This window comes from Streptomyces sp. TRM70350 (assembly GCF_019219825.1).
Classification (GTDB): domain Bacteria; phylum Actinomycetota; class Actinomycetes; order Streptomycetales; family Streptomycetaceae; genus Streptomyces.
In genome coordinates this window covers 1-24,121 of the sequence record NZ_JAHUXH010000054.1, presented here as the reverse complement: position 1 = coordinate 24,121, position 24,121 = coordinate 1, and the positions used below count along the sequence as shown (strand labels likewise).

20 protein-coding genes, 2 pseudogenes and 1 riboswitch are annotated in these 24,121 nt (G+C 69.5%); of the genes and pseudogenes, 17 read left to right on the top strand and 5 right to left on the bottom strand.

The genetic code is table 11. From position 1 onward, the window contains the following. Positions 1-109 precede the first annotated feature (109 nt). From KWI83_RS36735 to KWI83_RS36690, 10 genes are all read left to right on the top strand, one after another. Positions 110-718: a CDP-alcohol phosphatidyltransferase family protein gene (locus KWI83_RS36735; RefSeq protein WP_218518710.1), complete on the top strand. Its 609-nt coding sequence runs from the start codon at positions 110-112 to the stop codon at positions 716-718. 114 nt (positions 719-832) lie between these two features. Beyond that, positions 833-3,328: a mannose-1-phosphate guanyltransferase gene (locus KWI83_RS36730; protein WP_218518709.1), complete on the top strand. Its 2,496-nt coding sequence runs from the start codon at positions 833-835 to the stop codon at positions 3,326-3,328. Between the two features lie 97 nt (positions 3,329-3,425). Continuing rightward, positions 3,426-4,349 (top strand): DUF881 domain-containing protein, encoded by a 924-nt coding sequence (locus tag KWI83_RS36725; RefSeq protein WP_218518708.1) that lies wholly within the window; start codon positions 3,426-3,428, stop codon positions 4,347-4,349. Beyond that, on the top strand, positions 4,346-4,678 hold the full coding sequence (locus KWI83_RS36720; RefSeq protein WP_009343209.1) for a small basic family protein: 333 nt from the start codon (positions 4,346-4,348) through the stop codon (positions 4,676-4,678). Before KWI83_RS36725 ends, KWI83_RS36720 begins: the two co-directional genes overlap by 4 nt. Before the next feature lie 5 nt (positions 4,679-4,683). Continuing rightward, a complete protein-coding gene (locus tag KWI83_RS36715) occupies positions 4,684-5,541 on the top strand; it encodes a DUF881 domain-containing protein (RefSeq protein ID WP_218518707.1) in 858 nt (285 codons plus the stop codon). Between the two features lie 61 nt (positions 5,542-5,602). Then, complete coding sequence (locus KWI83_RS36710) at positions 5,603-6,562, top strand: FHA domain-containing protein (protein ID WP_218518706.1); 960 nt, start codon at positions 5,603-5,605, stop codon at positions 6,560-6,562. Between the two features lie 43 nt (positions 6,563-6,605). After that, entirely contained in the window at positions 6,606-7,349 is a 744-nt protein-coding gene (locus KWI83_RS36705) for a MerR family transcriptional regulator (protein ID WP_218518705.1), read from the top strand. A 577-nt stretch (positions 7,350-7,926) separates the two neighbouring features. Further along, positions 7,927-8,400 carry a bifunctional nuclease family protein gene (locus KWI83_RS36700; protein ID WP_004002801.1) on the top strand — a complete coding sequence of 158 codons (474 nt, stop codon included), beginning with the start codon at positions 7,927-7,929 and terminating at the stop codon, positions 8,398-8,400. A gap of 261 nt (positions 8,401-8,661) precedes the next feature. Further along, positions 8,662-9,345 carry a MerR family transcriptional regulator gene (locus tag KWI83_RS36695; protein WP_218518704.1) on the top strand — a complete coding sequence of 228 codons (684 nt, stop codon included), beginning with the start codon at positions 8,662-8,664 and terminating at the stop codon, positions 9,343-9,345. A gap of 66 nt (positions 9,346-9,411) precedes the next feature. Beyond that, a complete protein-coding gene (locus KWI83_RS36690) occupies positions 9,412-10,779 on the top strand; it encodes a DNA polymerase IV (protein ID WP_218518703.1) in 1,368 nt (455 codons plus the stop codon). A gap of 10 nt (positions 10,780-10,789) precedes the next feature. On the opposite strand, the gene KWI83_RS36685 is transcribed toward KWI83_RS36690, so the two are convergent. Next, positions 10,790-11,161, bottom strand: a complete 372-nt coding sequence (locus KWI83_RS36685) for a PRC-barrel domain-containing protein (protein WP_218518702.1) — start codon at positions 11,159-11,161, stop codon at positions 10,790-10,792. Between the two features lie 114 nt (positions 11,162-11,275). Beyond that, positions 11,276-11,371: riboswitch (glycine riboswitch) on the top strand. A 174-nt stretch (positions 11,372-11,545) separates the two neighbouring features. Between KWI83_RS36685 and gcvP the strand changes: the two genes are divergently transcribed. Further along, entirely contained in the window at positions 11,546-14,431 is a 2,886-nt protein-coding gene (gcvP, locus tag KWI83_RS36680) for an aminomethyl-transferring glycine dehydrogenase (RefSeq protein ID WP_218518701.1), read from the top strand. Positions 14,432-14,500: 69 nt separating this feature from the next. Here the strand turns inward: gcvP and KWI83_RS36675 are convergent, their stop codons facing one another. The 4 genes from KWI83_RS36675 to KWI83_RS36660 form a co-directional block, all read right to left on the bottom strand. Continuing rightward, the gene (locus KWI83_RS36675; protein WP_218518700.1) at positions 14,501-15,583 is read right to left on the bottom strand and encodes an ABC transporter ATP-binding protein; all 1,083 of its coding nucleotides are present in this window, start codon (positions 15,581-15,583) and stop codon (positions 14,501-14,503) included. 216 nt (positions 15,584-15,799) lie between these two features. After that, positions 15,800-16,627, bottom strand: coding sequence for an ABC transporter permease (locus KWI83_RS36670; protein ID WP_218518699.1), 828 nt, complete (start codon positions 16,625-16,627; stop codon positions 15,800-15,802). Next, the gene (gene modA / locus KWI83_RS36665) at positions 16,624-17,433 is read right to left on the bottom strand and encodes a molybdate ABC transporter substrate-binding protein (protein ID WP_218518698.1); all 810 of its coding nucleotides are present in this window, start codon (positions 17,431-17,433) and stop codon (positions 16,624-16,626) included. The genes KWI83_RS36670 and modA overlap by 4 nt, the downstream gene beginning before the upstream one ends. A 205-nt stretch (positions 17,434-17,638) precedes the next feature. Continuing rightward, positions 17,639-18,034, bottom strand: coding sequence for a molybdopterin-binding protein (locus KWI83_RS36660; protein WP_218518697.1), 396 nt, complete (start codon positions 18,032-18,034; stop codon positions 17,639-17,641). 312 nt (positions 18,035-18,346) lie between these two features. Between KWI83_RS36660 and KWI83_RS39625 the strand changes: the two are divergent. The 6 genes and pseudogenes from KWI83_RS39625 to KWI83_RS36635 all read left to right on the top strand — a co-directional run. Next, a pseudogene (locus tag KWI83_RS39625) lies at positions 18,347-18,600 on the top strand (amino acid permease); the annotation flags it as partial. Positions 18,601-18,866: 266 nt separating this feature from the next. Next, positions 18,867-18,956 carry a K(+)-transporting ATPase subunit F gene (gene kdpF, locus KWI83_RS36655; RefSeq protein WP_018566520.1) on the top strand — a complete coding sequence of 30 codons (90 nt, stop codon included), beginning with the start codon at positions 18,867-18,869 and terminating at the stop codon, positions 18,954-18,956. Positions 18,957-18,963: 7 nt separating this feature from the next. Beyond that, positions 18,964-20,625, top strand: a complete 1,662-nt coding sequence (kdpA, locus tag KWI83_RS36650) for a potassium-transporting ATPase subunit KdpA (protein ID WP_218518696.1) — start codon at positions 18,964-18,966, stop codon at positions 20,623-20,625. A gap of 32 nt (positions 20,626-20,657) precedes the next feature. After that, positions 20,658-22,748 carry a potassium-transporting ATPase subunit KdpB gene (gene kdpB / locus KWI83_RS36645; RefSeq protein WP_218518695.1) on the top strand — a complete coding sequence of 697 codons (2,091 nt, stop codon included), beginning with the start codon at positions 20,658-20,660 and terminating at the stop codon, positions 22,746-22,748. Positions 22,749-22,754: 6 nt separating this feature from the next. Continuing rightward, positions 22,755-23,390 (top strand): potassium-transporting ATPase subunit C, encoded by a 636-nt coding sequence (locus KWI83_RS36640; RefSeq protein ID WP_218518694.1) that lies wholly within the window; start codon positions 22,755-22,757, stop codon positions 23,388-23,390. Between the two features lie 48 nt (positions 23,391-23,438). Beyond that, positions 23,439-24,120 (top strand): annotated as a pseudogene (locus KWI83_RS36635) (response regulator). Position 24,121: the final 1 nt, after the last annotated feature.

The following is a 24,121-nucleotide window of genomic DNA, read 5'->3' as shown; positions in this document are numbered from 1 at the left end:
TACCTTTGGAGCTCCGGCTCTTGGGCACATGGCCCAGGAGCCGGAGCTTTTTTGCGTTGAGGTAAGGTCAGGGGGCATCGTTGGCTCGTTTTCGACAGGAGGCCCCCGGTTGGAGGTCCAGGAGACCCGTGTTCAGACGGACCGGGTCCTCACCATCCCGAACATCCTCAGCATGGCCCGGCTCGTCGGTGTGCCCCTCTTCCTGTGGCTGATCCTCAGGCCTGAGTTCGGGGGACCGAAGAGCGACGGCTGGGCGCTGCTGGTGCTGGCGCTGAGCGGGATCAGTGACTACCTGGACGGCAAACTCGCGCGGCGCTGGAACCAGATCAGCAGCCTCGGCCGGCTCCTTGATCCCGCCGCGGACCGGCTCTACATTCTGTCGACCTTGGTCGGGCTCACTTGGCGCGAGATTCTGCCCATCTGGTTGACTGCTGTACTGCTGGCGCGAGAGCTGGTTCTGCTGGTGATGGTAGGCATCCTCAGGCGTCACGGCTATCCGCCGCCACAGGTGAACTTCCTCGGCAAGGCCGCCACCTTCAACCTGATGTACGCCTTCCCGCTGCTGTTGCTCAGTGACGGAAGCGGATGGATCTCGTCACTGGCTGCTATTTTCGGATGGGCGTTCGCCGGATGGGGTACAACCCTCTATTGGTGGGCAGGAGTCCTCTACGTGGTACAAGTCCGCCGTCTGGTTCGTGCGGACGCCATGGCCGATTGAGCTCGTCGATTGTGCGGCCGTAGCGGTGCGATGGCCCGCGAGGGAAAAGTGCGGGACAATTCGGACGGGTGAAGTCGGCTAGACCGTCGTCTCTTCGAGGAGGACGCTTCCGACATGAAGGCCGTCGTGATGGCCGGTGGCGAAGGCACACGCCTTCGTCCCATGACCTCAAGCATGCCCAAGCCGCTCCTGCCGGTGGCCAACCGGCCGATCATGGAGCACGTTCTGCGGCTGCTCAAAAGGCATGGGCTCAACGAGACCGTCGTAACTGTCCAGTTCCTTGCCTCACTGGTCAAGAACTACTTCGGTGACGGCGAAGAGCTCGGAATGGAGCTCACCTATGCCAACGAGGAGAAGCCACTCGGTACCGCCGGAAGTGTCAAGAACGCTGAGGAGGCGTTGAAGGACGACACGTTCCTCGTCATCTCCGGTGATGCCCTGACCGACTTCGACCTCACCGAACTGATCAACTTCCACAAGGAAAAGGGCGCGTTGGTCACCGTCTGTCTGACCCGTGTCCCGAACCCCTTGGAATTCGGTATCACGATCGTCGACGAAGAGGGCAAGGTCGAGCGGTTCCTGGAGAAGCCGACCTGGGGCCAGGTCTTCTCGGACACCGTGAACACCGGTATCTACGTCATGGAGCCCGAGGTCTTCGACTATGTCGAAGCCGATGTGCCCGTCGACTGGTCCGGTGATGTCTTCCCGCAGCTCATGAAGGAGGGCAAGCCGATCTACGGCTATGTCGCCGAGGGCTACTGGGAGGACGTCGGCACGCACGAGAGCTATGTGAAGGCGCAGGCCGACGTCCTGGAGGGCAAGGTCGACGTCGAACTCGACGGCTTCGAGATCTCCCCGGGCGTGTGGGTGGCCGAAGGGGCCGAAGTGCATCCGGATGCCGTGCTCCGAGGGCCGCTTTACGTCGGCGACTATGCGAAGGTCGAGGCCGGCGCGGAAATCCGGGAGCACACCGTCGTCGGCTCCAACGTCGTGGTCAAGAGCGGGGCGTTCCTGCACAAAGCCGTCGTGCACGACAACGTGTATGTCGGGCAGCACAGCAATCTGCGGGGCTGCGTGGTCGGGAAGAACACCGACATCATGCGGGCGGCCCGCATCGAGGACGGTGCGGTCATCGGTGATGAGTGCCTCATCGGTGAAGAATCGATCGTGCAGGGCAATGTGCGGGTCTACCCGTTCAAGACCATCGAGGCCGGTGCCTTCGTCAACACCTCGGTGATATGGGAATCGCGCGGGCAGGCACACCTCTTCGGTGCCCGTGGGGTTTCCGGAATCCTGAACGTCGAGATCACGCCGGAGCTGGCTGTTCGGCTGGCCGGCGCCTACGCGACGACCTTGAAGAAGGGCTCCACCGTCACGACGGCCCGCGACCACTCCCGTGGCGCCCGTGCGCTGAAGCGGGCGGTGATCTCCGCGCTGCAGGCCAGCGCCATCGACGTACGCGACCTGGAGAACGTACCGCTGCCGGTTGCGCGGCAGCAGACCGCTCGGGGGAGTGCCGGTGGGATCATGATCCGGACCACGCCCGGGGTGCCGGATTCCGTGGACATCATGTTCTTCGACGGGCAGGGAGCCGATCTTTCGCAGGCGAGTCAGCGCAAGCTGGACCGGGTGTTCGCGCGCCAGGAGTACCGGCGGGCGTTCCCCGGCGAGATCGGGGATCTGCATTTCCCGGCCAGCGTCTTCGACTCGTACACCGGGTCGCTGTTGCGGAATGTCGACACCACAGGGATCGCCGAGTCCGGGCTGAAGGTCGTCGTCGACGCGTCGAACGGAAGCGCGGGGCTGGTGCTGCCCAGTCTGCTCGGGAAGCTGGGCGTGGACTCGCTGACGATCAATCCCGGTCTGGACGAGTCCAGGCCCACGGAGTCGGCGGATGCGCGGCGGTCGGGGCTGGTGCGGCTGGGAGAGATCGTGGCGTCCGCGCGGGCGGCGTTCGGGGTGCGGTTCGATCCCGTCGGTGAGCGGCTGTCGCTGGTCGACGAGAAGGGGCGGATCGTCGAGGACGACCGGGCGCTGCTCGTGATGCTCGACCTGGTCGCCGCCGAGCGCCGCAGCGGGCGGGTCGCGCTGCCGGTGACCACAACGAGGATCGCCGAGCAGGTGGCGGCGTACCATGGCACCCAGGTCGAGTGGACGACCACGTCGCCGGACGATCTGACCCGGGTCGGCCGGGACGAGTCGACCATCTTCGGTGGTGACGGCAAGGGCGGCTTCATCGTCCCGGAGTTCAGCAGTGTCTTCGACGGCACGGCGGCCTTCGTACGGCTGATCGGGCTGGTGGCGCGGACGCAGCTCACGCTGAGCCAGATCGACGCGCGCATTCCGCGGGCGCACGTCCTCAAGCGGGATCTGGCGACTCCGTGGGCCGTCAAGGGACTGGTGATGCGGCGGGTCGTCGAGGCGGCCGGAGATCGCGACGTGGACACCACGGACGGGGTGCGCGTGGTGGAGGCCGACGGGCGCTGGGTGATGGTGCTGCCCGACCCGGCCGAGGCGGTCACGCACCTGTGGGCGGAGGGACCGGACGACGCCTCCGCGCAGGCACTGCTCGACGAGTGGTCGGCGGTCGTGGACAGCGCCGGCCGGTAAAGCAGCAGCACGCGGGCGTGCCGGACAAGTGTCCCCAAGGGGGCCTGTCCGGCACGCCGGTGGGGTCGTTCGGAGGTAGCGGTCGCGACGTGCGACGATGTGCGGCATGCCGCAGCCCCCCGTTCGGAGCACTCCCACGCGCCCCTCGCGCCCGGACGCGTCCATGTCGCTGCTCACCAACGTCATGGATCACAGCCTCGACGACGGCTACGCCGAGGCGGCGGCTCGGAAGAAGGCCGCGGGCGCCGGGGGCATGCCCAAGACCCTCAGGGCGAAGCTCGGTCTCGCCGCCGGCCTGGTGCTCGCGGCCCTGGTGGTGACCGTCGGTGCGGCGCAGGCGCGCGTGGCGGCGCCGGTCGTGGCCAAGGAGCGCGAGGAGCTCATCGACCGGATCGACCGGGAGACCGCGGCGGCGGACGAGCTGGAGAGCACCGTCGACAAGCTGCGGGACGATGTGAGCGCCCGGCAGCGGGAGGCGCTCAGGCAGAGCGGCGGCGGTGACCAGACCAACCTGGTCGGCATCCTGTCCGGTGCCTCCGAAGTGCACGGTCCCGGAGTGAAGTTGGTCGTGAACGACGCCAAGGAGGCCGCCGCCGGCGGGGACAGCGACCCACGCGGGACGAGTGGCTTCTCCGACACGGGGCGGGTCCGTGACCGGGACATGCAGCGCGTGGTGAACGGGCTGTGGGAGTCGGGCGCCGAGGCTGTCTCGATCAACGGGCAGCGGCTGACGGCGTTGTCCGCGATCAGGGCCGCGGGTGACGCGATACTGGTCGACAACAGGCCGCTGGTGCCGCCGTACACCGTGCTCGCGGTGGGGGACGGCGACAGGTTGAGCACGAGGTTCCAGAACAGCGCGGACGGGCTCTATCTGCATGCCTTGCAGGAGAACTTCGGCATCCGGACGAGCATCTCCGTGGAGGGGGACCTCCGGTTGCCGGCCGCGCCGAGTGTGATCGTTCGCACAGCACAGCCGATAACCGATTCAGCACAGCAGAGAACTGAGAAAGGCACATCGTGATCGCCGTACTGGGCCTCGTCCTGGGAGTCGTGGCCGGCCTGTTGGTCCGGCCCGAGGTTCCGGCGGTCGTCGAGCCTTATCTGCCGATCGCCGTGGTGGCGGCCCTCGACGCCGTCTTCGGAGGTCTGCGGGCCATGCTCGACGGCATCTTCGACGACAAGGTCTTCGTGGTGTCGTTCCTGTCGAACGTGGTCGTCGCCGCGCTGATTGTGTTCCTGGGCGACAAGTTGGGCGTCGGCGCCCAGCTGTCCACCGGTGTCGTGGTCGTCCTCGGTATCCGGATCTTCTCCAACGCCGCGGCAATCCGTCGGCATGTGTTCCGGGCGTGAGGCCGATGAGTGATCAGGACGAGAAGGCGGGCGCGAACCTGCTGCGCAAGGAGCTTCCGGACGAGGTGCAGGCCGAGGCCCCGCCAGCCGCAGAGGGCACGGAGGGCGCGGACGTGGCCGAGGACGCGACCCAGCCGGAGATCACCGGGCGGCAGCGGCTCCTCAACGGGCTGTGGCCGCCGCGGGTCAGCCGGGCCCAACTCATCGTCGCCTTGCTCCTTTTCGGGCTCGGCTTCGGTCTGGCCGTGCAGGTCGCCTCGAACAGCGACGGCGACAGCGCCCTGCGCGGCGCCCGGCAGGAGGACCTTGTCCGGATCCTCGATGAACTGGACGACCGCACTCAGCGTCTTGAGGACGAGAAGCAGGGTCTCGAAAAGCAGCGGGACGAGCTGGAGAACAGCTCGAACCAGGCCGAGGAGGCCCGGCGGCAGACGATCGAGAAGGAACGGCAACTCGGCGTGCTGGCGGGCACGGTGGCGGCACAGGGGCCCGGCATCACGATGACCATCGACGACACGAAGGGGACGGTCGAGTCGGACATGCTGCTCGACGCGATCCAGGAGCTGCGCGCGGCCGGCGCGGAGGCGATCCAGGTGAACGGCGTGCGGGTCGTCGCGAACACCTACCTGACGGACGTCGGGCAAAGTGTGAGCGTCGACGGGAACAAGATCAACGCTCCCTATCGTTTCAAGGTCATCGGCAAGCCGCAGGACCTCGAACCGGCGCTCAACATCCCAGGAGGCGTGGTGCAGACGCTTGAGAAGGAGCAGGCCACCGTGACTGTCGAGCGGTCGGGCAAGATCGTCGTGGACGCCTTGCGAGCGGCGAAGCGACCTGACTACGCTCGGTCGTCCTCCCAGTGAACCGGGGGTGCATGGGGGACGTCCGGGGAGGGCATGACGTTGCGGGGGGTCGCCGCACCGAATGGGTGGTGCGTGGTGGAAACTGTCTGGTGGATACGGACGTTGTGAGGATGTCCGGGTCGGCCAGAGTGTGCAATCAGGGTTCGTCCTGCCCCACGGGCGGGTCTGTTTCGGTCAAGGGGAATCGCCCGTGAAGTTGTTTGCGAAGTTGTTCGGCAGGAGCGCGCGAGAGGGCAGCGACAATGCGACCGCTCGTCATCGCGCACAGCCTGACGCGGAGGGCCGACGTCCGCTGTTCCGGGACCAGGTCGCTGGTCCGGCCGGTGACATTTCCGGTGGTCAGGGCGCGCCGTCGGTTGACCCTGCCCAGGCCGGCGGCATAGGTTTCGGGCAACCGTCAACCTCAAGTGCGGGTGGAGGGTTCTCCGCCGACCCGTACGCGTCCCATGCCCCTGCGGGGCAGCCGCGGCAGGAGGATCCATCCATGTCGGCCCTGGTCTGTACGAGGTGCGGTAACCGCAACGCGGAGAGCAGCCGCTTCTGCTCCCACTGCGGTGCGCCGCTGCGGGCGGGGGCGGCGGCAGAGCGTCCGTCCGAGACGACCTCCACGATCTCCATCAGTGGCCTGGAGGCGTACGACGCCGAGGCCACCGGTCAGACTCCGATGCCGATGCTGTCTCCCGAGGCGCAGGCCGCGGTGGACGCGCTGCCGCTGGGGTCCGCGCTGCTGGTGGTGCGCCGGGGGCCGAACTCGGGCAGCCGGTTCCTGCTGGACAGCGACCTGACCACGGCCGGGCGGCACCCGCAGAGCGACATCTTCCTGGACGACGTGACGGTCTCGCGCCGCCATGTGGAGTTCCGGCGCAGCCCGGACGGGTCGTTCACGGTGACCGACGTGGGCAGTCTGAACGGCACGTACGTCAACCGGGAGCGGATCGACCAGGTCGCTCTGAACAACGGCGACGAGGTGCAGATCGGCAAGTACCGGCTGGTCTTCTACGCGAGCCGGCAGGGCATCTGACCCTCCTCCGGAATCGGTCCGGAGGGACTCCGAGGGAAGGTCCATGCGTCACACACCGAGCGGCGGTGCCGGGTACGGTGCCGCCGCCATGGACAGCGGGCTGATGAGTATCGGCACGGTGTTGAAGGTGCTGCGCGAGGAGTTTCCCGAGGTCACGATCTCCAAGATCCGGTTTCTGGAGTCGGAGGGGCTGATCGAGCCGCAGCGGACGCCCTCGGGGTACCGGAAGTTCAGCGCGGGGGATGTCGAGCGGCTCGGGCATGTGCTGCGGATGCAGCGGGACCACTATCTGCCGCTCAAGGTGATCCGAGAGCACCTTGAGGCGATGGAGCGCGGGGAGCAGGTGCGGCCGCCGACGCTGGGCCGACAGCGTGACGGTGAGGCCGTGCCCGCCGTCGAGGCGTCCGACGGGCCGACGGCGGCGCGGGTCGGGCGGGCTGAGTTGCTGGCGGCGGCCGGGATCGGTGAGCAGGAGCTCGCCGAGTGGGAGTCGTACGGTCTGGTCACCCCGGTGACGGACGGGGTGTACGACGCAGAGGCGGTCACCGTGGCGGCGCTCATCGTCGAGCTGGGGCGGTTCGGGATCGAACCCCGGCATCTGCGGGCGATGAAGGCTGCGGCCGATCGTGAGGCAGGGCTCGTGGACCAGGTGGTGGCCCCGCTGAAGCGGCACCGGAATCCGCAGACGAGGGCGCATGCGGAGGCGCGGGCGAAAGAGCTGGCCGGGCTCACGGTGAAGCTGCATGCGGCGTTGGTGCAGAGTGCGCTCGGGGTGCGGTTGCCCTGAGCGGGCGGGCTGTACCTGGGCCTGTCGGTCGGCCTGCTCCTGCGGCTGCGTCGGCTCGGGCGTGAGAGCTGCCTGCGGAGGGGAGCGGGCGTGCGGGAGGCTGGTCTGCTCTGTGTGAGGACCGTGCGGGCTTCAGGTGGATGGAGGGCGGTCGGCGTATGTCTGGACAGGGCTTCAGGCCGACTGTGAGTGGGCGGCTCGCGTCCGGGCAGGGCTTCAGGCCGACTATGGGCGGGCGGCTCCGTCTGGGCAGGGCTTCAGGCGGGCTGAGAGGCGGCCCAACGCATCCGGGCGGGGTGTGAGGGACGCTGCTGGGGAGCTGCAAGCCGGACCGCGGCGGCTGGGTGCACGTCTGAGCAGGGCGGTCGGGGCTCAGGAGGGGGCTGTCGTCCGCTGCTGCCGCAGGACAAGGGGCGTCCGGGGGCTTGTACTGGGCCCCAAGGGGGCTGGGCACCTGGGACGCGGGCGTCAGCCAGCTCCTCAAAATAGGGGGCGCAGGGGGCCTGCGGCGGCCGGATCCCGTGGTCGATCGTGGCCCGACTACCCAAACGTCCCGGGCACGGCCTAGGGTTGCTGTGTGAACGAGCTCGATGTCGTAGGTGTCCGGGTCGAAATGCCCTCCAACCAACCGATCGTGCTCCTGCGCGAAGTGGGAGGCGACCGTTACCTCCCCATCTGGATCGGGCCGGGGGAGGCGACGGCGATCGCCTTCGCCCAGCAGGGCATGGCCCCCGCGCGACCGCTGACCCACGACCTGTTCAAGGACGTGCTGGAGGCCGTCGGCCAGGAGCTCACCGAAGTACGCATCACGGATCTGCGTGAAGGCGTCTTCTACGCCGAGCTGGTCTTCGCCAGCGGCGTCGAGGTGAGCGCCCGTCCGTCCGATGCCATAGCGCTTGCCCTGCGCACCGGCACGCCGATCTACGGCAGTGACGGGGTGCTCGACGACGCCGGTATCGCGATCCCCGACGAGCAGGAGGACGAGGTGGAGAAGTTCCGGGAGTTCCTCGACCAGATCTCCCCCGAGGACTTCGGCACCAGCAGCCAGTGAGAAGTGACCGGCCCGGGCGGACGTGCGGTCCGCGACGGGTCGGTGTGTGCCGGGTGGCGGCCCGCGCCCCGGCACGTGCCAGTGGCGAGTGAGAGCGTCCTGCGGCTCCCCGTCAGAGCATTCGGCTAGCCTTTCCCCGCGGTGGGGTGCGGGAAACCACTCTTAGGGTGATTATCACTCGGCGTGCCGAGTGTGGCGATCGTTGACGCACCCTTGGTGACTGCCTACCGTCGAGAAGGCAGGTCAAGGACGGAGGTCGGCGTGAGAACCAGCGGCGACGGTACGGCTGGGGGTGCCCCCGGACGCAGTTTCGGGGAAAGCGGTCCGTACCCTCCCCCGAGCTCTCGGCTCCGCCCGAGCGGGGGGTACGCCCCGCACGGCAGGGCGGGCGATCACGCCCCGCAGCGACCGACGGCTGTTCCCGGCGGCGGAGGGGCGGCGCCCATGGCGTCCGAGGAGATCGGCTATCGCGGTCCGACGGCCTGCGCGGCCGCCGGCATCACTTATCGGCAACTGGACTACTGGGCCCGCACCGGGCTCGTCGAACCGAGCGTTCGGCCCGCCTACGGGTCCGGCACTCAGCGTCTGTACAGCTTCCGGGACGTCGTCGTCCTGAAAATCGTCAAGCGGTTCCTGGACACCGGGGTGTCGCTGCAGAACATCCGTACCGCCGTCCAGCACCTGCGGGAGCGTGGCTTCCGGGATCTGGAGCGGATGACGCTGATGAGCGACGGCGCCACCGTCTACGAGTGCACCTCGCCCGACGAGGTCCACGCGCTGCTCCAGGGCGGCCAGGGGATCTTCGGGATCGCCGTCGGTGTGGTGTGGCGGGACGTGGAAAGCGCCCTGTCGCAGCTGCACGGGGAGCGTATCGACACCGGGGAGACGCTCGTCGGGCACAACCCGGCGGACGAGCTGGCGCGGCGGCGCAACCGGGCCGTCTGAGGCCCTTCGCGCGGCTGTCCCGTGGCCGCGGGGGCATTGTCAGTGGCGTGAGGCAGCATCGGACATGTGAGAACCGCGCCCACGATCCTGCATCTCGACATGGATGCCTTCTTCGCCTCGGTGGAGCAGGCGTCCAAGCCGAGCCTGCGCGGAAAGGCCGTGATCGTGGGTGGGCTCGGGCCGCGCGGGGTGGTGGCGACCTGCTCGTACGAGGCCCGGGTGTTCGGGGTGCATTCGGCGATGCCCATGGCCCAGGCGCGCCGGCTCGCGCCCAACGCCGCGTATCTCGTGCCGCGCTTCGGCTTCTATCGGACGATCAGTGAGCAGGTGATGGGCCTGCTGCGGGCGCTGTCCCCGCTGGTGGAGCCGCTGAGCCTGGACGAGGCGTTCGTGGATCTGGAGGCCGGTGGGGCGGCCTGGGACGAGGAGTCGGCGCGGCTGACGGGGGTCAAGCTGCGGGCCGACATCCGGGCCGTCACCGGCCTCACCGGCTCCGTCGGGCTCGCCGCCTCCAAGATGCTCGCGAAGATCGCCTCCGAGCAGGCCAAACCGGACGGGCTGGTGCTGATCCAGCCGGGCACCGAGCGGGCGCTGCTCGGACCGATGCCGGTGCGGACCCTGCCGGGAGTGGGGCCCGCGACGGGCGACCATCTGCGGCGGGCCGGGATCACCACGGTCGAAGAGATCGCCGAGGCCGGTGAGGACGAGCTCGTACGGCTGCTGGGGAAGGCGCACGGGCACGCGCTGTACGCCATGGCGCTGGCCCGCGACGACCGGCCGGTGGTGGCCGAGCGGGAGACGAAGTCCGTGTCGGTCGAGGACACGTACGACGTGGACATCCACGACCGCCTCCGGGTCGGTCTTGAGGTGCAGCGGCTCGCCGACCGGTGCGTGCGGCGGCTGCGCGGGGCCGGGCTCTCGGGGCGGACGATCGTACTGAAGGTGCGGCGGTACGACTTCTCGACGCTGACCCGGTCCGAGACGCTGCGTGGGCCCACGGACGATCCGGCGGTGGTGCGGGAGGCCGCGGCGCGGCTGCTGGAGTCCGTGGACACGACAGGGGGTGTGCGGCTACTGGGGGTGGGGGTCAGCGGGCTGGCCGACTACACGCAGGAGGATCTGTTCGCGCAGGCGGCGGGGGAGCGGGCCGAGGGGCCGGCGGAGGACGTGGCGGACGAGACCGTGCGGGAGGAGGTCGAGCCCGTCGAGCGGCGGTGGGCAGCCGGGCATGATGTGCGGCACGCCGAGTACGGGCACGGGTGGGTGCAGGGCAGTGGGCTGGGCAGAGTGACCGTGCGGTTCGAGACACCCGACTCGGAGCCCGGGCGGGTGCGGACCTTCCGGATCGACGATCCCGCGCTGGAGCCGGCGGATCCGCTGCCGCTGGTGGAGCGAAGACCCGAGCTCCAGGGAAGACCCGAGCTCCAGGACTGAGCCCACGGGGTCATGTCTCCTCCGAGCCGGCCAGCTTGCCGAAGTCGCGGTCCGGGAGCCTTGGGGGAGGGGCCACGTCGAGGCCGTAGTGGTGGTAGAGCTGGAGTTCCTGCTCCGGGGACAGGTGGCGGCCGACACCGAAGTCGGGGGCGTCCTTGATCAGGGAGCGGTCGAAGGGGACGTGCAGGCTGCCGTCGATCAGTTCGCTGGGCTCCAGTGGAACGAAGGCGTCCCTGCTGAACAGGCCGGTCCGTATCGCGGCCCACTCCGGGACGCCGGTCGCGTCGTCGAGGTAGACCTCGTCGATGGTGCCGATCTTGGTGCCGTTGCGGTCGAAAGCCTTGCGGCCGATCAGATTGCGCGGATCGATGTCGGTCTGCACGGGCCCTCCACTTGCTCGCACCTCATCCGTAAGCACTACGAAAGAGCACAATGCGGAACGCGGCCACTCGAAGGCCCGGGCGTTGACCTCGCTGGTAGTCTGGCAAGCGGCTGCTGACCCCGTGCGGGAGAGCTCTCCGGACACCACCGGAGGCGCCGAAGGAGCAAATCCTCCCCGGAATCTCTCAGGCCCACGTACCGCACGGACGAGGTCACTCTGGAAAGCAGGGCGGGTGTCACGGCTTCCGCTCTCACCGACGGTGCAAGCCGGGCGTCCTCGGGCGGCCGGTGAAGCTCTCAGGTTGAGATGACAGAGGGGGAGGCCGTCGGGGCACCCGTGCCGTGGTGCCCCTCGAAGGTCGCGTCAGACCAGGAGGCCTCCGCAATGACCGCCCAGCGCATTCCGCTCTCCGAGCTCGAACAGGGCACACCCTTCGAGCAGCGCCACATCGGGCCCGACCAGGAGGCGCGGGCGAAGATGCTCGCGCAGGTCGGCTACGGCTCGCTCGACGAGCTCACCGCCGCCGCGGTACCGGATGTGATCAAGAACGCCGACGCCCTGGACCTGCCGGGCGCGCGCACCGAGGCCGAGGTGCTGGCCGAGCTGCGCTCGCTCGCCGACCGCAACCAGGTTCTGGGCTCCATGATCGGGCTCGGGTACCACGGTACGTTCACCCCGCCCGTCGTCCTGCGCAACGTCATGGAGAGCCCGGCCTGGTACACGGCGTACACCCCGTACCAGCCGGAGATCTCGCAGGGTCGGCTGGAGGCGCTGCTGAACTTCCAGACCGTGGTCGCCGACCTCACCGGGCTGCCGACCTCCGGTGCCTCCCTGCTCGACGAGGGCACGGCCGCGGCCGAGGCGGTGGCGCTGTCCCGGCGTATGGGCAAGAACAAGAAGGGCCTCTTCCTGGTCGACGCGGACGCGCTGCCGCAGACCATCGCCGTGATCCAGACCCGCGCCGAGCCGACCGGCGTCGAGGTCGTCGTCGCCGACCTCAGCCAGGGCATCCCGGCCGAGGTCGCCGAGCGTGAGATCAACGGCGTGCTGATCCAGTACCCGGGCGCCTCCGGGGCCGTACGCGACATCAAGCCGGTCATCGACCAGGCGCACGAACTGGGCGCGCTCGTCACCGTCGCCGCCGATCTGCTGGCGCTGACGCTGCTGAAGTCGCCGGGTGAGCTGGGCGCGGACATCGCGGTCGGTACGACGCAGCGCTTCGGTGTGCCGATGGGCTTCGGCGGGCCGCACGCCGGTTACATGGCGGTGCAGGAGAAGTTCGCGCGCAGCCTGCCCGGGCGGCTCGTGGGCGTGTCGGTCGACGCCGACGGGAACAAGGCCTACCGGCTGGCGCTGCAGACGCGTGAGCAGCACATCCGGCGGGAGAAGGCGACCAGCAACATCTGCACCGCGCAGGTGCTGCTCGCCGTGATGGCCGGGATGTACGCCGTGTACCACGGGCCCGAGGGGCTGAAGGGCATCGCGCGGCGCACGCACCGGTACGCCGCGATCCTCGCCGCGGGGCTCCGTGACGGCGGCGTCGAGATCGTCCACGGTGCCTACTTCGACACCGTCACGGCGCGGGTGCCGGGGCGGGCGGCCGAGGTCGTCGCCGCCGCGCGGGAGAACGGTGTCAACCTGCGGTTCGTCGACGCCGACCACGTCTCCATGGCCTGCGACGAGACCACCCTGCGGGCCCACATCGCCGCCGTGTGGGGCGCGTTCGGGGTCGAGGGCGACATCGAGGCGCTGGACGGTGTCACCGAGGACGCGCTGCCGGGCGGGCTGCTGCGCACCGACGACTACCTGGCCCACCCGGTCTTCCACCAGCACCGCTCCGAGACCGCGATGCTGCGCTACCTGCGCCGGCTGGCCGACCGCGACTACGCGCTCGACCGGGGCATGATCCCGCTGGGCTCCTGCACGATGAAGCTCAACGCGACCACGGAGATGGAGCCGGTCACCTGGCCGGAGTTCGGGCAGCTGCATCCGTTCGCGCCCGCCGAGCAGGCCGAGGGGTATCTCACGCTCATTCGTGAGCTGGAGGAACGTCTCGCCGAGGTCACCGGGTACGACAAGGTGTCACTGCAGCCCAACGCCGGGTCGCAGGGTGAGCTGGCCGGGCTGCTCGCCGTGCGTGGGTACCACCGGGCGAACGGCGACGAGCAGCGGACCGTGTGCCTGATCCCGTCGTCCGCGCACGGTACGAACGCCGCGAGCGCCGTCATGGCGGGCATGAAGGTCGCCGTGGTGAAGACCGCCGAGGACGGGGAGATCGACGTCGAGGACCTGCGGGCGAAGATCGAGCGGTACCGCGACGAGCTGGCGGTGCTGATGATCACGTACCCGTCCACGCACGGTGTGTTCGAGGAGCATGTCGCCGACATCTGTGCGCAGGTGCACGACGCCGGTGGACAGGTGTACGTCGACGGGGCCAACCTCAACGCCCTTGTCGGGCTGGCGAAGCCGGGGCACTTCGGGGGCGATGTGTCCCACCTCAACCTGCACAAGACGTTCTGCATCCCGCACGGCGGCGGTGGTCCCGGCGTCGGTCCGGTGGCCGTACGGTCGCACCTGGCGCCGTATCTGCCGAACCACCCCCTGCAGCCCGCGGCGGGGCCGGAGACCGGGGTCGGGCCGATCTCGGCCGCGCCGTGGGGGTCGGCGGGGATTCTGCCGATCTCATGGGCCTATGTGCGGCTGATGGGTGGCGAGGGGCTGAAGCGGGCCACGCAGGTGGCGGTGCTCAGCGCCAACTACATCGCCAAGCGGCTGGAGCCGCACTACCCCGTGCTGTACACGGGCCCGGGCGGGCTGGTCGCACACGAGTGCATCATCGATCTGCGGCCGCTGACCAAGGCGACGGGCGTGAGCGTCGATGACGTGGCCAAGCGGCTGATCGACTACGGGTTCCACGCGCCGACGATGTCGTTCCCGGTGGCCGGGACGCTGATGATCGAGCCGACCGAGTCCGAGGATCTGACCGAACTCGACCGGTTCTGCGAGGCGATGATCGCGATTCGGGCGGAGATCGAGAAGGTCGGGACGGGGGAGTGGCCGGCCGACGACAACCCGCTGCGGAACGCTCCGCACACCGCCGCCGTGCTGGGCGGTGAGTGGGAGCACGCGTACTCGCGGGAGGAGGCCGTCTTCCCGGACGGGGTGTCGGTCGCCGACAAGTACTGGCCGCCGGTGCGGCGGATCGACCAGGCGTTCGGGGACCGGAACCTGGTGTGTTCCTGCCCGCCGCTGGACGCCTACGAGGACTGAGGCGCCGTAGAGGCAGGTGGACGAGGGCTCCCTTTGCGGGGGCCCTCGTTGTGTTTGACGCGGGGCGTTTCAGGCGGGGTAGGCGTGTGTCTGGGTGGCCTTGACCGTGGCCCAGACGGGGGCGCCGGGGTGCAGGTCGAGTTCGGCGGCGGCGACTGTGGTGAGGTCGGCGGTGAGGGGCAGTTCGCCGGTGAGGGCGGCGCGGATCTGGTCGCCGTGGGTTTCCAGGCCGGTGACCTCGCAGCGCCAGAGGTTGCGGGCGCTGGAGGTGGTGGGGCGGTCGCGATAGAGGGTGACCGCGCTCGGGGGGAAGGCGACGAAGACGGGGCCCTTGAGGTCTTCGGTGGTGGTGAGGGTGGGGCCCGCTTCGAGGTTGACGGTGTGGCCTTCGGCGGTGCCCTTGTAGAGGTTGAGGCCGACCAGTTGGGCCACGTAGTCCGTGCGGGGGCGGCGGGCGATCTCGGAAGGAGCGCCTTCCTGGACGACGCCGCCGTGCTCGATGACGATCAGGCGGTCGGCCAGGACCATGGCGTCCAGGGGGTCGTGGGTGACGAGTACGGCCACTGCCTCGAAGTCGGCCAGATGGCGCCGGAGTTGGGCGCGGACCTCCAGACGGGTGCGGGCGTCGAGGGCGGCGAGGGGTTCGTCGAGGAGGAGCAGCCGGGGGTGGGTGGCCAGGGCGCGGGCCAGGGCTACGCGTTGGGCCTGGCCGCCGGAGAGGTGGCGGGGTTTGGCGGTGGCGTGGTCGGTCAGGCCCAAGCGGGCCAGCCACTCGGCTGCCTGGGCGCGGGCCTGGGGTTTGGTGGCGCCGTGGCAGCGGGGGCCGAAGGCGACGTTGTCCAGGGCGGTGAGATGGGGGAAGAGGAGATAGTCCTGGAATACGACGCCTACTGGGCGGGATTCGGGGGGTGTGCGGTGGAGGTCCGTGCCGTCCAGGTGGAGGTGGCCGGTGGTGAGGGGGGTGAGACCGGCGAGGGCGCGGAGGGCGGTGGTTTTGCCTGCGCCGTTGGGGCCCAGGAGGGCCACTACCTCGCCGGGGGTGGCGGTGACGGTGATGTCCAGGCGGAAGGGTGAGTGGTCGACGACCAGGTGGGCGTGCAGGCCCTCGGGGGGGTGGCGGTGTGCGGGCGTTGTGGCGTCGACGTGGGTCATGAGGTGGGTGTCCTGGGGGTGGGTGTGGGGTGGGCCGGTGGTGCCGAGGTCGGTTTGGGGGTGGGCCGGTGGTGCCGAGGTCGGGGGTGGGCCGGGGTGGTGCTGACGGCGGGTGGGACGCTTGCCCGCGCTGGCGGGGGTGCCGCTGCGCCCGCCCGTGCCGTCCCGGCGGCACGACTGCCCGCAGCTACGTGGGTGTGGTGGGTGCGGTCGTGGTCATGAGGGGGTCATCCAGCGGTCTCGTAGGGCTGCCAGTACGGCGATCGAGACCGTCAGGAGGACCAGGCTCAGGGCGATTGCGGCTGCTGGGTCGTTCTGGAGGGCCAGGTAGACCGCCAGCGGCATCGTTTGGGTGCGGTCGGGGAAGTTGCCGGCGAAGGTGATCGTCGCGCCGAACTCGCCGAGGGCGCGGGCCCAGGCCAGGACCGAGCCCGCTGCGATGCCGGGGGCGATCAGGGGGAGGGTGACGCGGCGGAACGCCGTGAGGCGGGAGGCGCCCAAGGTGGTGGCCGCCTCCTCGTAGCGGGGGTCGGCGGCGCGCAGGGTGCCCTCGACGCTGATGACGAGGAACGGCATCGCCACGAACGTCTCCGCGATCACGACGCCGGTCGTGGTGAACGGCAGGGTGATGCCGAACCACGCGTCCAGCCACTGCCCGACCACGCCGTTGCGGCCGAACGCGAGAAGGAGGGCCACGCCGCCGACCACCGGAGGCAGGACCAGCGGCAGGGTCACCAGGGCGCGGACCAGTCCGCGCCCGGGGAAGTCCGTGCGGGCCAGCAGCCAGGCCAGCGGGACGCCGATGACCAGGCTCAGCGCGGTCGCCGCCGTGGCGCAGACCAGGGAGAGCCGCAGGGCCTGCCAGACTCCGGGACTGGTGAGCTGGTCGGGCAGGGTGCTCCACGGCGTGCGGATGAGGAGGGCCATGAGCGGGAGGAGCAGGAAGGCCAGGCCCAGCAGGGCGGGGAGGAGCAGGGGGAGCGGTACCGTGCGTGGGCGCGTGCCCGTGCGCCCGCTCTCCAGGGTGCCGGCGGGCCTGCTCATGGGTTGAGGAACCCGGAGTCGGTCAGCACCTTCTGGCCGCCGGCCGACTTCACCAGGTCGATGAAGGCCTGCGCCGCCTCGGCGTTGGGCGCGTCCTTGAGCAGGGCGATCGGGTAGTCGTTGATGGCGTCGGCCGACTCGGGGAAGTCCACGCCCTCCACCTTGTTACCGGCGGCCCGCACATCGGTCCTGTAGACGACAGCGGCGTCGGCCTCCTTCAGCTCGACCTTGGTCAGGGCGCTCTTGACGTCCTGTTCGTAGGAGACCGGCGTGAGTTTGAGCTCGCCCGCGTCCAGCGCCTTCTTCGCGGCGGCGCCGCACGGCACGGACTCGTCGCAGAGGACGATCTTCAGGCCGGACCTGGTGAGGTCCCGTAGGGAGGAGATCTTGTCGGGGTTGCCGGGCAGAGTGGCGATCTCCAGCTGGTTGCGGACGAAGGTGGTCGGGGTGCCGGACGTGCCGTCGGCGTCCGCGACGATCTTCATCGTGTTGGGGCTGGCCGCCGCGAAGACGTCCGCCGGGGCGCCGCCCGTGATGCTCGCGGCGAGTGAGCCGCTGCCGCCGAAGCTGAAGGTGACCTTCGTATCCGGGTGCTGCTGCTCGAACTCCTTGCCCAGCTTCGTGAAGCTCTCCTCCAGGGAGGCGGCGGCGAAGACGGTGACCGTGCCCGAGACCTTCGAGGAGGCCGGGGCGGAGGGGTTTTTTGTGTCGGAGGAGGAGCACGCGCTCAGGGCGAGCAGGAGGGCGGCTCCTGCGCAGGCCGCCCGAAGGGCCCGGCGGGTCCGGCGTGCGGAACAGGTCGTCACGGATCGACTCCTCGTCTACTCGCTTGTCGGGCAGGAGCCCGAGCTCGGGCAAGAGCCCGAACAGCCTCGCGGGGGAAGCGGCCGTTCGGGGCTCCTCCGATGCGCCGATCATACTGACGCAGATGCCAGCCGGAAGTCTGCTGTGGCATCGCATGAGCGAGGGAGGAGAGGGGTGGATGATCGTATGTGCGAGGTTGGCGGGTGCTCAGGCGCGGTCGATGTGCACGTTTGTCGACTTCACGCGGGCCGTGGCCTCCATGCCGACCTCCAGACCCAGTTCCTCGACGGCCTCGCGGGTCAGCAGGGAGACCAGGCGGTGGGGGCCGGCCTGGATCTCGACCTGGGCGGCGACATCGCCGAGCTTGATCGCGGTGACGATGCCGGGGAAGGCGTTGCGGGCGGAGGTGTACGGAGGCTCCTCCTCGTCGCTGCCCGTCCTGGCGAGTTCGACGGAGAACGCGGCCAGGTCCCGGCCGTCGATGAGTCGCCGTCCGCTCTCGTCGCGGTGCGTGGCCACCCGGCCCGCGTCCGCCCAGCGGCGTGCCGTGTCGGGGCTCACGCCGAGCAGCCGGGCGGCCTGACCGATCGTGTAGGAGTGCATGCCGGTCACGATAGGGCGGGAACGCGGGGTGGTGGACGTGTGGCTGGCCGTTGGGTCTGACTACTCGAAGAGCAGCGCCGCGAGCGTGCACCAGAGGGCGGCCCGCCACGGGGCGAGCGTGCCGGCGGCCCAGTCGACGAAGAGGAGCAGGGCCAGGAGTACGGCCGCGCAGCGGACCCCGCTGTACAGGTCCCGTCCTCCAGCGGCGGTCGTACGCGTCGGTGTGCCGTTCGCCCATGCTGCCGACGCCGGGGACGGAGTGAGCGTCGACGTCCCCGCTTGACGGGACCCTGACGGGCGCCCGGTCGTTTGTTGACGCCCTCACAGCGCGGTGGCCGAGCGGGGTCCGCCGTACCCGCGTCAAGGCTCCGTCAAGGTCGGCCGGTTCCGTGCGAAGACGATCCCATCCATGTGGCCGACATCGGTGAACGGCATCGCCTGACCGCCGTCACCGGTCTGGCCGCGCTGACGCCCGACGCGATGGCGTCGGTGGCGTACGGCCTCGGCTTCACGCTCCCGGTCACGCCGGCCATCGCGGCCTGCTGGCGGTGCTGGTCGCCTCGTACCTCGACCGGCTGGAGGTGGAAGCGGGAGACAGGAAGCCCTGCCGTACCACCCGTAAGAGACCCGTCAAAGCCGAGCAGCGCCCCGTAAGGGACCCGTCAACGACGGTCGAATCCGGCCACCGGCGCGGTTTCCTCTAACCGTCTGACCGTCCCTTTCCAACCGAACCTCGACTCCGGGAGCTCACGATGGCCGATCTGGCCTTCGTCGTCACCACGGTCGCGCTCTTCGCGCTGGTGGCCCTCGTCGCCAAGGGGGTGACGAAGCTGTGACCGCCGAGAACGTCGTCGGCCTGATCGTGGCCGTCGCCCTGCTGGGCTATCTCGTCCTCGCCCTGATCTTCCCGGAGAGGTTCTGAGCACAGCATGGGTCCCGTACTGGCCGGCGTCCTCCAGCTGATCGCCCTCATGGGCGCCCTGGCGATCGCCTACGTCCCCCTTGGCACCTACATGGCCAGGGTCTACTCCTCCGACCGGCACTGGCGAGTCGAGCGGTGGATCTACAAGGGCATCGGCGCCGACCCCGACACCGAGATGCGCTGGACCGCGTACCTGCGCGGTGTGCTCGCCTTCTCGGCGGCCGGTGTCCTCTTCCTCTACCTGCTGCAGCGGCTCCAGGGAGTGCTGCCCGGCTCGCTGGGCTTCGCCTCGATCGACCCGGACCAGGCGTTCAACACCGCCGTGTCCTTCGTCACCAACACCAACTGGCAGTCGTACTACGGCGAACAGGCCATGGGCCACGTCGTGCAGACCGCCGGTCTGGCGGTGCAGAACTTCGTCTCCGCGGCCGTCGGCATGGCCGTCGCGGTGGCGCTCGTACGGGGCTTCGCCCGGTCGCGCAGCGGCGAACTGGGCAACTTCTGGGCCGACATGGTGCGCGGTGTCACCCGCGTTCTGCTGCCGCTGGCGTTCGTCGCCGCGGTGGCGCTGGTCGCCTGCGGTGCGATCCAGAACTTCTCCGGCATTCACGAGGTCGGCCAGTTCATGGGCGGCTCGCAGCAGTGGAACGGCGGCGCGGTCGCCTCGCAGGAGGCCATCAAGGAGCTGGGCACCAACGGCGGCGGTTACTTCAACGCCAACTCCGCCCACCCCTTCGAGAACCCGACGCCGTTCACCAACCTGTTCGAGATCTTCCTGATCCTGGTGATCCCGTTCTCGCTGACCCGCACCTTCGGCGTGCTGGTCGGCTCGGTGAAGCAGGGCTACGCGATCCTCGCGACCATGGCCACCATCTGGATCGCCTTCGTCGGCCTGATGTGGTGGACCGAGTTCGCGCACCGCGCCCCGGCGTTCGAGATCGCCGGTGCCTCGATGGAGGGCAAGGAGGTCCGCTTCGGCGTCGGCGCCTCGTCGATCTTCGCCGTGTCGACCACGCTCACCTCGACCGGTGCCGTGGACTCGTTCCACTCCTCCTACACCGGCCTCGGCGGTGGGATCACCCTGCTCGGCATGATGCTGGGCGAGATCGCGCCCGGCGGTGTCGGCTCCGGCCTCTACGGCATGCTGATCATGGCGGTCATCGCGGTGTTCATCGCCGGTCTGATGGTCGGCCGCACGCCCGAGTACCTGGGCAAGAAGATCGGCACCCGCGAGATCAAGCTGGCGGCCTGCTACATCCTCGTCACCCCGGCCCTGGTCCTCGTCCTCAGCGCCTGCGCGATGGCGCTGCCGACCCCGCCGCACTCGATGCTCAACTCCGGCGCGCACGGATTCTCCGAGGTCCTCTACGCCTACACCTCCGCCTCGAACAACAACGGCTCGGCCTTCGCCGGTCTGAACGCGGACACGCAGTGGTTCAACACCACCCTCGGCATCGCGATGCTGCTCGGCCGCTTCGTGCCGATGGTGTTCGTGCTGGCGCTGGCCGGTTCGCTCGGCGAGCAGAGACCGGTGCCGGTCACCGCGGGCACCCTGCGCACCGAGAAGCCGCTGTTCACCGGTCTGCTGGTGGGCGCCATCCTGATCATCACCGGTCTGACGTACTTCCCGGCCCTCGCGCTCGGGCCGCTGGCCGAGGGGCTGGCGTGATGGCCACACGTACTGCGAACCAAGAGGACTCCATGTCCACAGCCACTCCGACCCGGGCGCCGCACAGCGACGTACCCACCGGGCACAAGTCCCCCGAGGGCCGTGTCGGCGCGGGCCTCTTCGATCCCAAGCAACTGGTGAAGTCGCTGCCGGACGCGTTCCGCAAGCTCGACCCACGGGTGATGGTCACGTCGCCCGTGATGTTCGTGGTGCTGGTCGGGTCCGTGCTGACCACCGGGTTCTCCTTCACGGACCCGACCGACTGGTTCGGCTGGACCATCAGCGCCTGGCTGTGGCTGACCGTCATCTTCGCCAACCTCGCCGAGGCGGTCGCCGAGGGCCGTGGCAAGGCGCAGGCGGACACCCTGCGCAAGGCCAAGACGGACTCCGTGGCGCGCAAGGTCGACGGGACCGTGGTGCCGGGCACCGAACTGAAGATCGGCGACCTGGTCGTCTGCGAGGCCGGGGACGTCATCCCCGGTGACGGTGACGTCGTCGAGGGCGTCGCCTCGGTCGACGAGTCGGCCGTCACCGGTGAGTCGGCGCCGGTCATCCGTGAGTCCGGGGGCGACCGCAGCGCGGTCACCGGCGGCACGAAGGTGCTCTCCGACCGGATCGTCATCAAGATCACGACGAAGCCGGGCGAGACGTTCATCGACCGGATGATCGGCCTGGTCGAGGGCGCGGCACGGCAGAAGACGCCGAACGAGATAGCGCTGAACATCCTGCTCGCCTCGCTGACGATCGTCTTCCTGCTCGCGGTGGCGACCCTGCCGCCGTTCGCGGACTACGCGGGCACCCATCTGACGATGGTCGTGCTGGTCGCGCTGCTGGTCTGCCTCATCCCGACGACCATCGGCGCCCTGCTGTCGGCGATCGGCATCGCCGGCATGGACCGGCTGGTGCAGCGCAACGTGCTCGCCATGTCGGGCCGCGCGGTCGAGGCCGCCGGTGACGTCTCCACGCTGCTGCTGGACAAGACCGGCACCATCACGCTGGGCAACCGGCAGGCGTCGGAGTTCGTGCCGGTGCACGGCACCACCGAGGCCGAGGTGGCGGACGCCGCCCAGCTGTCGTCGCTGGCCGACGAGACGCCCGAGGGCCGCTCCATCGTCGTACTGGCGAAGGAGAAGTACGGACTGCGCGAGCGGCACCAGGGCGAGCTGGCCGGCGCCGAGTGGATCGAGTTCACCGCCCAGACCCGGATGTCCGGGGTGGACGTCGACGGGCGCAGGATCCGCAAGGGCGCGGCCGGTTCGGTGATCGCTTGGGTCGAGGAGCGCGGCGGCGAGGTCGCCGAGGACGCCGACACGCTCGCCAACAGGATCTCCGAGGCGGGCGGTACGCCGCTGCTGGTCGCGGTCGAGGACGGCGCCGGGGCCCGGATCCTGGGCGTCATCCACCTGAAGGACGTCGTCAAGGACGGCATGCGCGAGCGGTTCGACGAGCTGCGCCGCATGGGCATCAAGACCGTCATGATCACCGGAGACAACCCGCTCACCGCCAAGGCGATCGCCGAGGAGGCCGGTGTCGACGACTTCCTCGCGGAGGCGACTCCCGAGGACAAGATGGCGCTGATCAAACGGGAGCAGGCCGGCGGCAAGCTGGTCGCGATGACCGGTGACGGCACGAACGACGCCCCGGCGCTGGCGCAGGCCGATGTCGGCGTGGCGATGAACACGGGCACGTCGGCCGCCAAGGAGGCCGGCAACATGGTCGACCTCGACTCCAACCCGACCAAGCTCATCGAGATCGTCGAGATCGGCAAGCAGCTGCTGATCACGCGCGGTGCGCTGACGACGTTCTCCATCGCCAACGACGTCGCGAAGTACTTCGCGATCATCCCGGCGCTGTTCGCGGCTGTCTACCCGGGCCTGGACAAGCTGAACATCATGCAGCTGTCCTCGCCGGACTCCGCGATCCTGTCGGCCGTCGTCTTCAACGCGCTGATCATCATCGCGCTGGTGCCGCTGGCCCTGAGGGGCGTGCGGTACCGGCCGGTCAGCGCCGACCGGATGCTCCGCCGCAACCTCGGGATCTATGGCCTGGGCGGGCTGATAGCCCCGTTCATCGGCATCAAGATCATCGACATGCTTGTCTCGCTGATCCCCGGAATCGGGTGAAGGACCATGAACAACTCCCTTGTGAACACGGGCCGGTTGCTCGGGGCGGGCCTGCGGGCGCTTCTCGTGTTGACCGTGCTCACAGGCATCCTCTATCCGCTGGCCGTCACAGGTGTGGCCCAGGCGCTGTTCCACAACAAGGCGAACGGCTCGGAGATCACGGCGGACGGCACGGTCGTCGGCTCCTCCCTGATCGGTCAACAGGGCTACAGCCTGGACTACTTCCAGCCGCGCCCCGCCAACGGACTGGGGGAGAACACCGTCAACACCCAGTACAAGCTGATCCTGTCGGGCGCGACGAACCGCTCCGGCGACAATGCCGAACTCATCCAGTGGGTCAAGGAAGCCAAGGCCAAGGTCGTCAAGGACAACTCGACGGCCGATTACACGGTGAAGCCCTCCGAGGTTCCCGCCGACGTGGTACTGTCCTCCGGGTCCGGCCTCGACCCGGACATCTCCCCGCAGTACGCCGACCTCCAGGTCCACCGGGTCGCGGAGCGCAACGGACTGCCCGTCGCCGAGGTGCGGAAGCTGGTCGACGAGCACATCCAGGGCCGCACCCTCGGCTTCATCGGCGAGCCCCGGGTGAACGTCCTCGAACTCAACATCGCGCTCAGGGAACTCGTGGCGAAGAGCGGCTGACGGCGTTGCCCGACTCCGGCGGCTCGTACGACTGGAAGGCGCACACCCATGACCCGGGTCCTGGTGGTGGAGGAGGACCCGCAGCTCGTCCGGGCCCTCGTGATCAACATGCGGGCCCGCCGGTACGGTGTGGACGCCGCCCCCGACGGCGCGACCGCCCTGCGGCCGGCGGCCGCCCGCCGGCCCGACGTCGTGATGCTCGACCTCGGGCTGCCGGAGATGGACGGCGTCGACGTCATCAAGGCGCTACGGGGCTGGACCCGCGTGCCGATCCTGGTGCTGTCGGCCCGTCAGGCGTCCGACGAGAAGGTCGCCGCGCTGAACGCGGGAGCCGACGACTACGTCACCAAACCGTTCAGCACGGACGAGCTGATGGCCCGTCGCGGGCGGCCGCACGCCGTACCGAGGAGACCCCGCTCGCCCCCGACGCCACCCTGGTGGAGACGGGCCAGTTCACCATCGACCTGCTCGCCAAGAAGGTCGTCCGGGACGGCCACGACGTACGGCTCACCCCGACCGAATGGCATCTGCTGGAGATCCTGGTCACCAGTCCCGGCCGGCTCATCACGCACGAGCACCTGCTCCAGGAGGTCTGGGGGTCTCCCGGCGCAACAAGACCAACTACCTGCGGGTCTACATGGCCCAACTGCGCCGCAAGCTGGAAGCGGACCCCGCGCACCCCCGTTGTCTCATCACCGAACCCGGCACGGGTTACCGCTTCGAAGGGTGAA